Annotated in this window: 14 protein-coding genes; 4 read left to right on the top strand and 10 right to left on the bottom strand. The window is 60.2% G+C overall.

What is annotated here, in order from left to right; genetic code table 11:
- Positions 1 to 36: 36 nt before the first annotated feature.
- Entirely contained in the window at positions 37 to 621 is a 585-nt protein-coding gene (locus tag EDF70_RS18030) for a YigZ family protein (protein ID WP_132276386.1), read from the top strand.
- 12 nt (positions 622 to 633) lie between these two features.
- On the opposite strand, the gene EDF70_RS18025 is transcribed toward EDF70_RS18030, so the two are convergent.
- Positions 634 to 2214, bottom strand: a complete 1581-nt coding sequence (locus EDF70_RS18025; protein ID WP_132276384.1) for a peptide chain release factor 3 — start codon at positions 2212 to 2214, stop codon at positions 634 to 636.
- A 91-nt stretch (positions 2215 to 2305) separates the two neighbouring features.
- Here EDF70_RS18025 and dut point away from each other — a divergent pair, with 91 nt between their 5' ends.
- Both dut and EDF70_RS18015 read left to right on the top strand, forming a co-directional pair.
- Positions 2306 to 2776 carry a dUTP diphosphatase gene (gene dut / locus EDF70_RS18020; RefSeq protein ID WP_132276382.1) on the top strand — a complete coding sequence of 157 codons (471 nt, stop codon included), beginning with the start codon at positions 2306 to 2308 and terminating at the stop codon, positions 2774 to 2776.
- 25 nt (positions 2777 to 2801) lie between these two features.
- Positions 2802 to 3689 carry a GNAT family N-acetyltransferase gene (locus EDF70_RS18015; protein WP_132276380.1) on the top strand — a complete coding sequence of 296 codons (888 nt, stop codon included), beginning with the start codon at positions 2802 to 2804 and terminating at the stop codon, positions 3687 to 3689.
- 3 nt (positions 3690 to 3692) lie between these two features.
- On the opposite strand, the gene EDF70_RS18010 is transcribed toward EDF70_RS18015, so the two are convergent.
- Positions 3693 to 4250: a cysteine hydrolase family protein gene (locus EDF70_RS18010; protein WP_132276378.1), complete on the bottom strand. Its 558-nt coding sequence runs from the start codon at positions 4248 to 4250 to the stop codon at positions 3693 to 3695.
- 181 nt (positions 4251 to 4431) lie between these two features.
- On the opposite strand from EDF70_RS18010, the gene cysK reads away from it, so the two are divergent.
- The gene (gene cysK / locus EDF70_RS18005; protein WP_132276376.1) at positions 4432 to 5397 is read left to right on the top strand and encodes a cysteine synthase A; all 966 of its coding nucleotides are present in this window, start codon (positions 4432 to 4434) and stop codon (positions 5395 to 5397) included.
- Between the two features lie 59 nt (positions 5398 to 5456).
- Here cysK and EDF70_RS18000 read toward each other — a convergent pair whose 3' ends face one another.
- The 8 genes from EDF70_RS18000 to ugpB form a co-directional block, all read right to left on the bottom strand.
- The gene (locus EDF70_RS18000) at positions 5457 to 6050 is read right to left on the bottom strand and encodes a DUF1801 domain-containing protein (RefSeq protein WP_132276374.1); all 594 of its coding nucleotides are present in this window, start codon (positions 6048 to 6050) and stop codon (positions 5457 to 5459) included.
- A 91-nt stretch (positions 6051 to 6141) separates the two neighbouring features.
- Positions 6142 to 7677, bottom strand: coding sequence for a YifB family Mg chelatase-like AAA ATPase (locus EDF70_RS17995; protein WP_132276372.1), 1536 nt, complete (start codon positions 7675 to 7677; stop codon positions 6142 to 6144).
- Between the two features lie 234 nt (positions 7678 to 7911).
- Complete coding sequence (gshB, locus tag EDF70_RS17990) at positions 7912 to 8865, bottom strand: glutathione synthase (RefSeq protein ID WP_132276370.1); 954 nt, start codon at positions 8863 to 8865, stop codon at positions 7912 to 7914.
- Between the two features lie 86 nt (positions 8866 to 8951).
- A complete protein-coding gene (locus tag EDF70_RS17985) occupies positions 8952 to 9455 on the bottom strand; it encodes a cupin domain-containing protein (protein WP_132276368.1) in 504 nt (167 codons plus the stop codon).
- A 104-nt stretch (positions 9456 to 9559) separates the two neighbouring features.
- Positions 9560 to 10663, bottom strand: a complete 1104-nt coding sequence (gene ugpC, locus EDF70_RS17980) for a sn-glycerol-3-phosphate ABC transporter ATP-binding protein UgpC (RefSeq protein ID WP_132276366.1) — start codon at positions 10661 to 10663, stop codon at positions 9560 to 9562.
- A 2-nt stretch (positions 10664 to 10665) separates the two neighbouring features.
- The gene (gene ugpE, locus EDF70_RS17975) at positions 10666 to 11514 is read right to left on the bottom strand and encodes a sn-glycerol-3-phosphate ABC transporter permease UgpE (RefSeq protein WP_132276364.1); all 849 of its coding nucleotides are present in this window, start codon (positions 11512 to 11514) and stop codon (positions 10666 to 10668) included.
- 10 nt (positions 11515 to 11524) lie between these two features.
- Positions 11525 to 12409 (bottom strand): sn-glycerol-3-phosphate ABC transporter permease UgpA, encoded by an 885-nt coding sequence (gene ugpA / locus EDF70_RS17970; protein WP_132276362.1) that lies wholly within the window; start codon positions 12407 to 12409, stop codon positions 11525 to 11527.
- Positions 12410 to 12498: 89 nt separating this feature from the next.
- The gene (gene ugpB / locus EDF70_RS17965; RefSeq protein ID WP_165932067.1) at positions 12499 to 13824 is read right to left on the bottom strand and encodes a sn-glycerol-3-phosphate ABC transporter substrate-binding protein UgpB; all 1326 of its coding nucleotides are present in this window, start codon (positions 13822 to 13824) and stop codon (positions 12499 to 12501) included.
- Between the last annotated feature and the right edge of the window lie 10 nt (positions 13825 to 13834).

The raw sequence follows: 13834 nt of genomic DNA, 5'->3' as shown, positions 1-13834 counted from the left end.
CTTCCAATCATGCCATGGCGGCATTAATGCTGCAGCATGTTCCAGCTAGAGCAATCCGTCACCTTCGAGCAGGTCATCAAGAACAGCCGTTTTGCGGCCATCGCCTTGTCCGTTGCCAGCGAAGAAGAGGCGAAATCCGCCATAACCGAGCACGGGTTTGCAGATGCCAACCACAATTGCTGGGCATGGCGGATCGGCGCGACCTATCGGTTTTCCGATGATGGCGAGCCGAGCGGCACGGCCGGAAAACCTATCCTTGCGGCGATCGACGGGCAGTCGCTGGATCAGGCTCTGGTGATCGTCACCCGCTGGTTCGGCGGCATTCTCTTGGGCAGCGGCGGACTGGTGCGCGCTTATGGCGGCACGGCGGCGGCGTGTTTGCGGGCGGCGACCATGGTGGAGGTGAAGCCGACCATTGCGGCCAGGGTCAGTTTTGAATTTTCCGATCTTGCCCGCATGAAGGCGCGGCTTCTGGCCGTCAACGAACTCGCCATAACCGAAGAGCAGTTCACCGCGACCGGCGCCGACCTTGTTCTGCGTGTGCCGGAGGCGGAGATCGAAACAGTTTCACGGCTGATCTCCGATCTCACCAGCGGCCGGGCCGAGCTGAAGCTCGCCTAGGCCTGAACGACATCACGCCACCTTGGCGACGTGATATTCCTTGATGGCGGCCATCTTGATGGCCGGGTAACGCTCCGATTCATAACGCAGCGAGAATGAATCCTGCGCCAGAAACACCGGATCGCCATCCAGATCGCGGGCGATATCGCCGCGTTTGACGGTGACGAACTTTTCCAATTCCACCTTGTCGTCACACGATACCCAGCGGCAGACGGAGAAGCGCGACATTTCGAACGAGACCGGCAGCGAATATTCGGCCGACAGGCGCTCCTTCAAGACATCGAGCTGCAGCGCGCCGACAACGCCGACGATGGCGGGCGAGCCATCTTCCGGCGAAAACAGCTGCACGACACCCTCTTCGGCCATCTGCTGCAGCGCTTCCTTGAGTTTCTTCGCCTTCATCGCATCTTCGAGACGCACGCGGCGCAAAATTTCCGGCGAGAAGTTCGGAACGCCCTGAAACACCAGCGCTTCGCCTTCGGTCAGCGTGTCACCGATGCGCAAGGTCCCGTGGTTCGGGATGCCGACGACATCACCGGCAAAGGCCGTATCTGCGATATGACGCTGCGAGGCGAAGAAGAACTGCGGCGCAGTGAGGCCGAGCTGTTTGCCGGTGCGCGCCAGACGCGCCTTCATGCCACGCTCCAGCTTGCCGGAGCAGATGCGGGCAAAGGCGATGCGGTCGCGGTGGTTGGGGTCCATGTTCGCCTGAATCTTGAAGACGAAGGCGGTCATCTTTTCCTCGGCGGCATGCACCGTGCGAATATCGGCCACCTGATCGCGCGGCGGAGGCGCAAAGTCGGCGAGCGCATTGATTAGGTCGCGCACACCGAAATTGCGCAAAGCCGAGCCAAAAAACACCGGTGTCATATGGCCTTCGAGAAAGGCCTGCCTGTCGAAAGGACGGCAAGCTTCCCTTGCCAGTTCCACTTCATCCACGAAAGCGGCGCGTTCGTTTTCCGGCAGACGGTCGGCCACGGCCTGCGGGCCGTTGACGGCCACAGCCTCTTCGCTATCCGGACCGCGCACCTTGTTTGTCGCCAGCTGATAAGACCCGCAAAAACTTTTGGAACGGCCGATCGGCCAGGTGATCGGAGCGGTGTCGAGCGCCAGCTTTTCCTCGACTTCATCGAGAATTTCGAAAATGTCGCGGCTTTCGCGGTCCATCTTGTTGATGAAGGTGATGATCGGAATGTCGCGCATACGGCAGACTTCGAACAGCTTTAGCGTCCGCGGCTCGATACCTTTGGCGGCATCGATGACCATGATCGCCGCATCCACCGCCGTCAGCGTGCGATAAGTATCGTCGGCAAAGTCTTCGTGACCGGGCGTATCGAGGATGTTGAAGACCTTGTCGGCATATTCGAAGGTCATCACCGAGGTGACGACCGAGATGCCGCGTTCGCGCTCGATCTTCATCCAGTCGGAGCGCGTCTGGATGCGATCCTTCTTGGCCTTGACCTCACCGGCAAGCTGAATGGCACCGCCGAACAGCAGCAGCTTTTCGGTGAGCGTGGTCTTGCCGGCGTCCGGGTGGGCGATGATCGCAAAAGTGCGGCGGCGGGAAACCGCCTCTGCCAGTGTTTCGGCCATTTTTTGGAATCCTGTGAATTGCCGCGGGTTCTAGCGGCTAAAGCATCTCATTGCAATTGACCTGCGGGTCGGCACGGCAAAGTAATGCCTTATGAACGTTCACGCCCCCTCCTCGCCCAAACTCAACCTTATCCGCCTGCCGAACGGCGACGGACTGGACCTGCCTTCCTATGAAACAGCCGGTGCTGCCGGCATGGACCTGCGCGCCGCCGTGGCCGATGGCGATGCCATGACGCTCGCGCCCGGCAAACGCACGCTTGTGCCAACCGGCTTCATTTTCGAAATCCCGCAGGGTTTCGAGGCCCAGATCCGCCCGCGTTCAGGCCTTGCCTTCAAGAACGGCATCACCTGCCTCAACACACCCGGCACGATCGACAGCGATTACCGCGGTGAAGTGAAGGTGCTGCTGGTGAACCTCGGCGAAGAGGACTTTGTCATCACCCGCGGCATGCGCATCGCCCAGATGGTGGTGGCGCCGGTGACGCAGGTGCGTATCGCCGAGATTTCCGAAACATCCGAGACGGGACGCGGCGCTGGCGGGTTTGGCTCGACCGGCGTCTAAGCCGAGCAACAAGGAAACGGACGCTTTGCAGCCCAAAGGCCTGACATTCCGGCAGGGCGATCTCAGCCATCCTCCCTCCTGGGCGGCCATCTCAAAGCTGCTTGCCGACATTTTCGATTTCGATGTTACGGCGCTGGACCGCATGGGCGGCCCGGACCCCAGCAGCATGGCATTCAGCTGGTTCGGCAAGGATAGCTGGCTTGCAGCAAATCTGACCGCTTTTGCTCTGCCAATGGCAATCGATGGCCGGGCGGTACGTGCAGCGGGACTGCAATCCGGGGCGGTGCGGCCGGAGTTTCGTGGGCTCGGACTGTTTCGCGATTTGATAGAAAAAGCTTTGACATGGTACGATGATCAAGGCTTCGAAGCCGTCCTGCTCTATACCGACAAGCCAGGGCTTTATGAGAAGCACGGATTTGTGGTGTTGCCGCAAAGTCGTTTTCTGGCCGAAACCTGCGTGGCCGGCAGCGCCATTCCACCGCCGCGGCGGATGGATTTCGGCGACCCCGACGATCTTGCGCTGATCAAAAAAATGCTGGCGAGGCGAAAACCGGTTTCCGACCGATTTGCGGTAGCAAGGCAAAGCGAGATGTTCCTGCTCAACACCTGGCTTTCAGACGACGTGCGCCTCGACTACCTTCAAACGCTGGATGCCATCATTGCCTGGCGGCAGGGTGAAGGCGACATGGTCGAGCTTCTCGATATCGTTGCAACAACGATACCGACGCTTGGCGACATCCAGGCCGGGCTCAACCTCACAACGGGCCGTATCGCCGTCGATTTCGTGCCAGACCTGCTTGCCTGCAATGCTACGGCGGCAATGGATGACGACCCTCTGGTGCTGATGATGCGCGGACCGGCGCATCTGCGACCCGCAGGGCCGATCCGGCTGCCGGAACTGGCACATTTCTGACTTTCAGAAACGGATTTCGGATGCCGCACGCACTGTGACGGCATGGTCACCCGCATCGAAATCGTCCAGCACCATATTGTGGTGGGCAATGACATCCTCGAAGCACAGGCGGCCCATATCCGCCGTCATGTGGCCATCGGCCAACAGCGTCACGTCATAACCCATGGAGACGGCGCGGCGCACGGTGGTATCGACGCAGAACTGCGTCATGCAGCCGCCAACGACCAGCCTAGTGATGCCGCGCTCGCGCAGGCGCTCGTCGAGATCGGTTTCGAAAAAGCTGTCGCAGGCGCGTTTTCGAACGATCACATCACCGTCGCCGGCAGCAATTTCCGGCCGTAACTCCCAACCCTGTGATCCTTCCGCCAGCCTATGCTTTTCGCTGCCGTCATGCTGCACGAGAACGACCGGGATGTCGGCGACATGCGCCGCCTGCTTGAGTTTGCCAAGACGCGCGCAAAGCGCATCCAGTGCATCATCGATTGCCGGCTGGCGATCCGGCGTGCCGAGCCCTGACAGGATGGCGTTTTGAACATCGATAATCACGAGGGCTGTGGTCACTGGCAACTCCGGTGGTCAAGCTGTTGTTTGTCAATGTGCTTTGCTGCGGCGAAAGGTTTAATCCAGAACAACGCAAAAACAGAGTTTTTTTCTCCGCCAACCCATGGCGACCGACAGACTGTTCTCGCATAGGCCTTCAAGAAATCCTATTTTGCCTTCATACGCCTGAACGGAGAAAACAATGTCCGACAAGAAGCCCGGCCGCGGCCGCATCTATTCCTCCATTACAGAGACGATCGGCGATACGCCGCTGGTGCGGCTCGACAAGCTGGCACGCGAAAAGGGCGTCAAAGCCAATATTCTGGGCAAGCTGGAATTTTTCAACCCGATCGCTTCCGTGAAGGACCGTATCGGCGTTGCCATGCTGGAAGCGGCCGAAGCCGCTGGCCGCATCGCGCCCGGCAAGACGACGCTGATCGAGCCGACATCGGGCAATACCGGCATTGCGCTCGCCTTTGCCGCCGCCGCCAAGGGTTACCGGCTGATCCTCACCATGCCGGAAACGATGTCGATCGAGCGCCGCAAGATGCTGGCGCTTCTGGGCGCCGAACTGGTGCTGACCGAAGGCGCCAAGGGCATGAAGGGCGCCATCGCCAAGGCCGAGGAGCTGGCGGCCTCCACGCCGGATGCCGTCATTCCCCAACAATTCGAAAACCCGGCCAACCCGGAAATCCACCGCAAGACGACGGCGGAAGAGATCTGGAACGACACCGAGGGCAAGGTCGACATCTTTGTTGCCGGCATCGGCACCGGCGGCACGATTACCGGCGTCGGCCAGGTGCTGAAGGCACGCAATCCGAACGTCAAGGTGATCGCTGTCGAGCCGAAGGAATCGCCGGTGCTTTCCGGCGGCGAACCCGGCCCGCACAAGATCCAGGGCATCGGCGCCGGTTTTGCCCCGAAAATTCTCGATACGGAAATCTATGACGAGATCATCACCGTTGCCAGCGCCGACGCTCTGGAAACCGCCCGCCATGTGGCGCGGCTGGAAGGCGTGCCAGTCGGCATTTCTTCCGGTGCCGCGCTGAAGGCAGCCATCGAGATAGGCAGCCGGCCGGAAAATGCCGGCAAAAACATCGTGGTGATCATCCCTTCCTTCGCAGAGCGTTATCTTTCCACCGCGCTGTTCGAAGGGCTTGGCGGCTAAGCTCGCCACACAAGAGACAAAGCGGGGCGCGGTGAAAATCGCGTCCCCATCGCTACCTTTCAGTCGTTGAGGCCTTTGGCCTCCAGAATGCGTGGCACGCATTTTTCGATCCTTGCCTCGCGCGTTTTCACCTGTTTGGGCGCTGCGAAATAAAGAAGGTAGGCGCGCTGCCGACCGGGCGTCAGTGCCTCGAAGGCGGATTTCAGTGCGGCTTCCGCGTTCAGCCTGTCCTGAAACTCTTGCGGAACCGGAAATTCCTCGGTCTTGCGGTATTCGACCTTCAGCCCGGCTTTTTCGATCGCAACCGCATCCAGAACATAAGCAGCCAGAACGTCCTTCATCCGCTCGATCTCGGCCGCATCGGTGAACCGTATCTGTCGCGCACCCTGCACGTTTTCCGTCTGGCGAATGAGGATGCCATCCGGGTCCTTCATCAAGGCCCCCTTGAAGAACAGCAGGGCACAATATTCCTTGAAACCGTGGATGATGATCGCATTGGCATTATCGACCGTGTAGCAGGGTTCTCCCCATTTCAGCTCCTCCGTCAGCCCGCAGGCCAGCACGATCGCACGCAGTGCCTGCGATTCCGCCCGCCAGTTCTTTTGCCGGTCGAAATAGGCGTCCACTTTCGGGTTTGTCTTCGCATCATCCATCGCGACCTCCCATGGCGATCCGTGCCGTGCCGTCTCTCATCCCAGGACGGTCAAGCATATCCGCCTCTTCGAAAGAGAGGAATACGGATGTTCAGGCAGGCGCCATCGCCGTTCTCTCCCCGGCCATCCGGTAGGAAATAGCCTCGGCCAGATGGATACGGCCGACCATATCCTTGTCATCCAGATCGGCCAGGGTGCGGGCAACCTTCAGCACCCGATGGTAACCGCGCGCGGAAAATCTCAGTTTCTCCGCCGCATCCCGCAGCAATTGCAGTCCGCTTGCATCCGGCGCGGCAAAGGCCTCGATCATCGACGTGGAGCAACGAGCATTGGTGGTGATGCCGCGCTGCCCGGCCGCCTCGAAACGCTCCTGCTGACGCGCACGGGCGCGGGCAACACGGCGAGCGACATCGGCACTGGTTTCAGAGGCAGCCGGGCGGATCAGATCAACCGCCGAGACGGCAGGCACCTCGATGCGGATATCGATCCGATCCATCAGCGGGCCGGAAATGCGCGCCTGATAGTCGGCCGCACAGCGTGGACCGCGAGCGCAGGTATGGCCGGGTTCGCCCGCCATGCCGCAGCGGCACGGGTTCATGGCGGCAACAAGCTGGATGCCGGCCGGATAGGAGACGCGGTGATTGGCCCGGGCGATCACACATTCGGCAGTTTCCAGCGGCTGGCGCAGCGCATCCAGAACCTGCGGCGAAAATTCGGGAAACTCGTCGAGAAAAAGCACGCCATGATGAGCAAGCGACGCCTCCCCCGGTTTGGCACGCAGGCCACCACCGACCAAAGCCGCCATGGTGGCGGAGTGATGCGGCGCACGATATGGCCGGCGATCCGACAGTTTGCCGCCGGACAACTGGCCGGCGATCGAATGGATCATCGATACTTCCAGCAGTTCCGGCGCCGTCAACGGTGGCAGGATGGACGGAAGACGCGCGGCCAGCATGGATTTTCCCGAACCGGGTGGCCCGATCATCAGCAAGTTATGGCCACCGGCCGCTGCCACTTCCAGTGCCCGTTTGGCGCTTTCCTGGCCCTTGATATCGGCGAGGTCCGGCAGGTCACCCACCGGCGCGCGGATGGCCGGCTGCGGCCGCGACAGAACCTGCGTACCGCGAAAATGGTTGGCGAGCGCGATCAGGCTGCGGGGCGCCAGAATATCGAGATCATTGCCGGCCCACGCGGCTTCGGTACCACTATCTGCCGGGCAGATTAGCCCCTTGCCCAGACCGCTGGCACCGATTGCAGCCGGCAAGGCTCCGGCAACAGGCGCCAGCGTGCCATCGAGATTGAGTTCTCCGAGGACGACATAACCGGCAAGCGCATCGGCGGGAATGGCGCCGAGCACCGCCATCAGCCCGAGCGCGATCGGCAGGTCGAAATGCGAGCCTTCCTTGGGCAGGTCGGCCGGCGCCAGATTGATGGTGATCTTCTTGGCCGGTAGAGCAAGGCCCGAAGCGTGCAATGCTGCCTGCACCCGCTCGCGGCTTTCGGCCACCGCCTTGTCCGGCAGGCCGACGATATGCATGTTTATCTTGCCCGGCCCGATCATGACCTGCACATCGACCGGAACGCCCTCTATGCCCTGGAATGCAACCGTACTGACACGCGCCACCATTGCCACCGCCCCCAACCTGCAGATGCGGGGCAAATACACGCCATGCGCCACCCCGGATTGCAATCAAGCACAGAAACGCACGCCAAACAAGAACGATTGCAGAACAAATTCGCGCATAACGTTCATTTCAGTTGAGGCCGGTTGCAATCGGAGAACAAAGGCTAAAAGGGACGGGAACGAACGAGCACGGCCCGCTGGTCAAGAGCGGGCCGTCCATCAGCTTTGGTGATGTGTTCAGGCGTTGCGCTTGGCTTCGATCGCGTCCCAGAGCAGGCTGGCGACATCGGCACCGCCGAATTTCTTGACTTCGCGAATGCCGGTCGGCGAGGTGACGTTGATCTCCGTCATGTAATCGCCGATGACGTCGATGCCGACGAACAGGAAACCGCGCTCGCGCAAGGCGGGGCCGATGCGGGCGCAGATTTCCCGTTCCCGCGCCGTCAGTTCGGTCGGTTCGGCGCGACCGCCGACATGCATGTTGGAACGGCTGTCGGTTTCGGCCGGCACGCGGTTGATGGCACCCACGGGCTCGCCATCGACCAGCAGGATGCGCTTGTCGCCTTTGCGCACCTCTTTCAGGTAGCCTTGGGCAATATAGGGCTCGCCGCGATAAAGCTGTCCGAACATTTCCAGAAGCGAGGTGAAGTTGCGGTCGTCGCGGGCCGAGTGGAACACGCCGGCGCCGCCATTGCCGTAAAGCGGCTTGAGGATGATATCGCCGAGTTCCTGACGGAAAGCGGCAATTTCAGCAGGATCGCGCGAGATCAGCGTCGGCGGCATCAGGTCCGCGAATTCGGTGACAAAGATCTTTTCCGGTGAGTTGCGCACCCAGGCCGGATCATTGACGACCAGCGTTTTGGGATGAATGCGCTCGAGAAGATGCGTCGAGGTGATGTAGCCCATGTCGAAGGGCGGATCCTGACGCAGGTGGACGACGTCGATGGTGGAGAGGTCGACACGTTCCTTTTCGCCAAGCGTATAGTGATCGCCTTTGACGTCGCGCAGTTCCATGGGCTCGAGACCGGCAAATATCCTGCCGTCACGCATGGTCAGCCGGTCGGGCGTGTAATGAAAGACCTGGTAGCCGCGGGTCTGCGCTTCCAACGCCATGGCAAAGGTTGAATCTCCGGCAATATTAATGCCGGAAACATGATCCATCTGGAACGCGACTGTCTTGATCTTCGCCATAAGCCACCCTTTGAAAATGCCCGCCTGATGTAGGACGGCGGGCGCTCAATGGCAACTGCTTCGGCAGGCTTATCGTTACTGCCTTTTCAGGCTGCGAGACCACCCTTGCGCTTGGGGCCGAACTTCGCCCAGGCGCGAAACGCATAAGACAGCGGCATGGGCAGCGGCTTGCGGATGAAGGCGATCTTCTTGACGTAGTTGTCGATATGCCAGGTGGCCCAGGTGCCGCCGCGGAAATAACCGACATCGCCGGCGCGCAGCGTGCGTTCGCTGCCGTCCTCTGCGGTCACATGTACTTCACCTTCAAGGATGACGACCGTTTCGTCCCAGCCGAAAAACCAGCGGAAGCTGCCGGCCGTGCAATCCCACACACCCGTGGAGGCGAACTTGTCGGCAGCCTCGGAGTGGGCGGCAAAACGCGCCTGCGGATCACCTGACAGAACCCAGGTCGGTTCGATAGGATGAGACTTCATCTCGGCAGCCGTGGAACAACCGCCGATAAATGGTGAAAGCTGGTTGGCAAAAGGCGTCTGAGCCCTGTTGCGAATGCCGACGGCCGCGATTGCAAGCCCGAGATAATGCAAGGCCATATCGATCCCCTTGTCCTAACCGCAGAGAACGATATCCAGAAAGGGTAATGCAACGGTTGCAACAATCGTTAAAATTGCAGCAACCGCGCGTTTTTTGTTTCGATTTAGCCGACCGGCACCGGGCTCGGCACATCGATTGCGGCTGCAGTGCGATCGGCAGTCGTGATCCGCTTGCCATCTTCGGCTGCAAAGAAATGCAGTCGTGCCGGATCGATGCCGATGCGCATGGTTGCAGGGATTTCGCTTTCGCCGGCAAGCGCGATGGTTATCGACTGATCACCGACGAGACCGTGCACGAGACGCTGCGAGCCCAGTTCCTCGACATAATCGACGGCGAACTGCATGCCTTCATCGCCCGAAACGACATGCAGGTCTTCGGCGCGCAGACCGACCGTGACGGGACCCGAGGTTGGCATGTAGCCATTTAACGAAAGGACCGCAGAGCCAATCGTCAGCTTGTCGCCCTGGCACTCGGCCTTCACCAGGTTCATGGCCGGCGAGCCGATGAAGCTGGCAACGAAGGTGGATGCCGGTGTGTGGTAGACTTCCAGCGGCGAGCCGACCTGTTCGATCTTGCCGCCATTGAGGACAACGAGGCGGTCGGCAAGCGTCATCGCTTCCAGCTGATCGTGGGTGACGTAGATCGAGGTCGTGCCAAGGCGACGCTGCAGGCGCTTGATCTCGCCGCGCATGGAAACACGCAGTTTGGCATCGAGGTTGGAAAGCGGCTCGTCGAACAGGAAGACCGAAGGCTTGCGCACGATGGCACGCCCCATGGCCACACGCTGGCGCTGGCCACCGGACAGTGCACGCGGCTTGCGATCGAGATACTGGGTGATTTCCAGCATGCGGGCGGCTTCAGCAACACGCGTATCGATCTCTGCCTTCGGCGTCTTGCGGTTTTTCAGACCGTATTCCAGGTTCTGGCGCACGGTCATATGCGGATAGAGCGCATAATTCTGGAACACCATGGCGATGTCGCGATCGGCCGGCTCGACCTGATTGACGACACGCGGGCCGATCTTGACGTTGCCCTCTGAGATGGTTTCGAGGCCGGCAAGCATGCGCAGAAGCGTGGACTTGCCGCAGCCGGATGGGCCAACCAGAACGATGAATTCGCCATCCTGGATGGTCAGATTGATGTCGGTGACGGCGCGTACATCGCCCGTATAAACCTTGCCGACGCTTTCGATATCGATCGAAGCCATGATCATTTCTCCGTTTCAACCAGGCCTTTGACGAAAAGGCGCTGCATGAAGATGATGACGAGAACCGGCGGCAGGCCCGCCAGGATGACGCCCGTCATCACGAGGTTCCATTGATTGTCGCCGTCGAGCACGTTGGCGAGACGCTTGATGCCCATGACGACGGTGTAATAGTGCGGCTCCGTGGTGATCAGCATCGGCCAGAGATACTGGTTCCATCCGTAGATGAACATGATGATGAAGAGAGCGGCGATATTGGTGCGCGACAGCGGAAGCAGGATGTCGCGGAAAAATTTCATCGGGCCGGCACCATCGACGCGGGCGGCTTCCATCAATTCTTCCGGCACAGTCAGAAAGAACTGGCGGAACAGGAAGGTTGCGGTGGCCGAGGCAATGACCGGAATGACGAGGCCGGAATAGGAATTCAGCATGCCCAGATCGGCGACCACCTTGTAGGTCGGCAGGATGCGTACCTCGATCGGCAGCATCAGCGTCATGAAGATCACCCAGAAGGCGACCGTTCTCAGCGGAAAGCGGAAATAGACGATGGCGAAGGCCGACAGGATGGAGATGGAAATCTTGCCGAAGGCGATCAGCAGCGCCATCCACAGGCTGTTGAGCAGCATCAGCGTAAACGGCGGCGCACCGGCCGTCGATTCACCGGAACCGAGCAGATAGCCGTAATTGGCGACCATCTGATCGCCCGGCAGCAGCGGCACGAGGCCGCTCATGAAGTCGGTCGGGCCATGCGTCGAGGCGATGAAGGCGAGATAGACCGGGAAGACCACGATCAGCACGCCGACGATCAGCACGAGATGGGTGAGGAAGGAAAGGAAGGGACGATTTTCGACCATCTGCGGCGCCTCAATACTGGACTTTGCGCTCGACCCAGCGGAACTGGACGACGGTGAGAAGGACCACGATCAGCATCAGGACGACGGATTGCGCGGCGGACGGGCCGAGGCTGAGACCGATGAAGCCATCGGCATAAACCTTGTAAACGAGAATGTTGGTGGACTGCGACGGGCCGCCGGTGGTGACGGCATCGATGATCGGCAGCGTATCGAACATCGCATAGGTGATGTTGATGACGGCCAGGAAGAAGGCGGTCGGCGACAAAAGCGGGAAAACCACCGTCCAGAAACGCTTGACCGGGCCGGCACCATCGATCGCGGCCGCTTCCGTCAAAGAATGCGGCACGGACTGCAGGCCGGCAACAAAGAACAGGAAATTGTAGGAAATCTGCTTCCAGGACGCGGCGATGATGATCAGGATCATGGCATCGCCCTCGTGCAGGCGATGGTTCCAGTCATAACCGACCATGTTCAGCACATAGGGAATGAGGCCGACGCTGGGGTTGAACATGAACCACCAGAGAAGACCGGAGGCAGCCGGCGCCAGCGCATAAGGCCAGACCAGCATGGTCGTGTAGAAACGGCCCGACTTGATGGCGCGATTGACGCAGACGGCAAACAGCAGCGACACGGTCATCGACACGGCGGTGACGCCGGCAGCGAACACGAAAGTGACGCTGAGCGAATTGAGGTAAGAAGCATCGCCGATCAGGCGCGTGTAATTCTGAAACCAGACGAATTTTTCGCTGAGGCCGAACGGATCTTCACGCATGAATGACTGTCGAACGGCCTGCAGGGCCGGCCAGACGAAGAAGATCAATGTGATGATGAGCTGCGGCGCGAGCAGCGCGTAGGGCAGCAGCCGAGCCTGGAAGACAGTGCGCTTTGTCTGCATGACGATCCCGATCAAGACAGGCCCGAAAACAGGCCCCAATAAAAGACCCTCCCCGCTGGCGGGGAGGGTTTCGTGACGTTGGACGAAGCTTAGTTCGAGTTTGCAGCTTCGAATTCGCGCAGGATGGCATTGCCCTGCTTGGCTGCTTCATCGAGAGCCTGCTGGCCGGTCTTCTTGCCGGACAGGACAGCTTCGAACTGCTGGTCGACCAGATCGCGGATCTGCGTCAGGTTGCCGAAACGAACACCCTTGGAGTTGTCGGACGGCGTGCCGCGCATGATCTGCTTGATGGCGATGTCGGAACCCGGGTTCTTGGCGTAGTAGCCCTGGGACTGGCCGAGTTCGTAAGCAGCGTTGGTGATCGGCAGGTAACCGGTGAACTGGTGCCAGTCGGCCTGGACTTCCGGCTTCGACAGGTAGGTAAAGAACTTGGCAACGCCCTTGTAGACGTTCTTGTCCTTCTGGCCGTTCAGCGTCCACAGGGTGGCGCCGCCGATGATCGAGTTCTTCGGCTCCTTGGTGACGGTATCGTCGTAAGGCATCGGCGCGAAGCCGACCTGGAAGCCCTTGGCGTTGTTGATGACGCCGGCGCGCGAAGCGGACGAACCCATATAGACGGCGCATTGCTGCGAATAGAACATCGGAGCCGATTCAGCCGCGCCGCCCGGACCACCGTACTTGAAGACCTTGTCGTCCTGAGCCTTCTTCAGGCCGTCCCAGAACTTGGCCTGGTTCGGGCCGTTGAAGGTGAATTCGGTCTTGGTGCCGCCAAAACCGTTCTGCAGGGTGCCGAAAGGCAGGTCCTGAATGGCAGAGTAGTTTTCGAGACCAACCCAGGTGGCAGCATAGCTCAGCGTGAAGCCGCAGGTGGCAGCGCCACTGTCGACGATCTTCTTGCCCATGGTGGCAAGTTCAGCCCAGGTCTTCGGCGCGACTTCCGGATCAAGGCCAGCCTTCTTGAAGACGTCCTTGTTGTAATACATGATCGGCGTCGACGAATTGAACGGCATCGACAGGATGTTGCCGCTGGCGTCCGAATAATAACCGGTAACCGGAGCGAGGAAGCCCTTGGTATCCCAAGGCTCACCGGCGTCCTTCATGACCTGATAGACCGGGTAGACGGCGCCCTTGGCGGCCATCATGGTGCCCGTACCGACTTCGAAGACCTGCACGATGGCAGGCTGCTGACCGGCGCGGAAAGCGGCGATGGCAGCCGTCAGGGTTTCCGGATAGGTACCCTTGAAGACCGGAACGACCTTGTATTCGCTCTGGCTTTCGTTGAACTTCTGAGCAACTTCCTCGAGCTTCTTGCCAAGCTCGCCACCCATGGCGTGCCACCAGGTGACTTCGGTCGCAGCCAACGACGTGGTTGCAGACAGCGCGACTGCGGCAGCAGTCAGAACAAGCTTCTTCATCATGGGAGTA

The organism is Neorhizobium sp. JUb45 (genome assembly GCF_004343585.1).
Taxonomy (GTDB): Bacteria; Pseudomonadota; Alphaproteobacteria; order Rhizobiales; family Rhizobiaceae; genus Neorhizobium.
This window is presented reverse-complemented; position numbering and strand designations above follow the sequence as displayed.

Coding starts and splice junctions, on each gene's coding strand:
- EDF70_RS18030 (WP_132276386.1), top strand. CDS start 37: ATGTTCCAGCTAGAGCAATCCGTCACCTTCGAGCAGGTCATCAAGAAC.
- EDF70_RS18025 (WP_132276384.1), bottom strand. CDS start 2,214: ATGGCCGAAACACTGGCAGAGGCGGTTTCCCGCCGCCGCACTTTTGCG.
- dut (WP_132276382.1), top strand. CDS start 2,306: ATGAACGTTCACGCCCCCTCCTCGCCCAAACTCAACCTTATCCGCCTG.
- cysK (WP_132276376.1), top strand. CDS start 4,432: ATGTCCGACAAGAAGCCCGGCCGCGGCCGCATCTATTCCTCCATTACA.
- EDF70_RS18000 (WP_132276374.1), bottom strand. CDS start 6,050: ATGGATGATGCGAAGACAAACCCGAAAGTGGACGCCTATTTCGACCGG.
- EDF70_RS17995 (WP_132276372.1), bottom strand. CDS start 7,677: ATGGTGGCGCGTGTCAGTACGGTTGCATTCCAGGGCATAGAGGGCGTT.
- gshB (WP_132276370.1), bottom strand. CDS start 8,865: ATGGCGAAGATCAAGACAGTCGCGTTCCAGATGGATCATGTTTCCGGC.
- EDF70_RS17985 (WP_132276368.1), bottom strand. CDS start 9,455: ATGGCCTTGCATTATCTCGGGCTTGCAATCGCGGCCGTCGGCATTCGC.
- ugpC (WP_132276366.1), bottom strand. CDS start 10,663: ATGGCTTCGATCGATATCGAAAGCGTCGGCAAGGTTTATACGGGCGAT.
- ugpE (WP_132276364.1), bottom strand. CDS start 11,514: ATGGTCGAAAATCGTCCCTTCCTTTCCTTCCTCACCCATCTCGTGCTG.
- ugpA (WP_132276362.1), bottom strand. CDS start 12,409: ATGCAGACAAAGCGCACTGTCTTCCAGGCTCGGCTGCTGCCCTACGCG.
- ugpB (WP_165932067.1), bottom strand. CDS start 13,824: ATGAAGAAGCTTGTTCTGACTGCTGCCGCAGTCGCGCTGTCTGCAACC.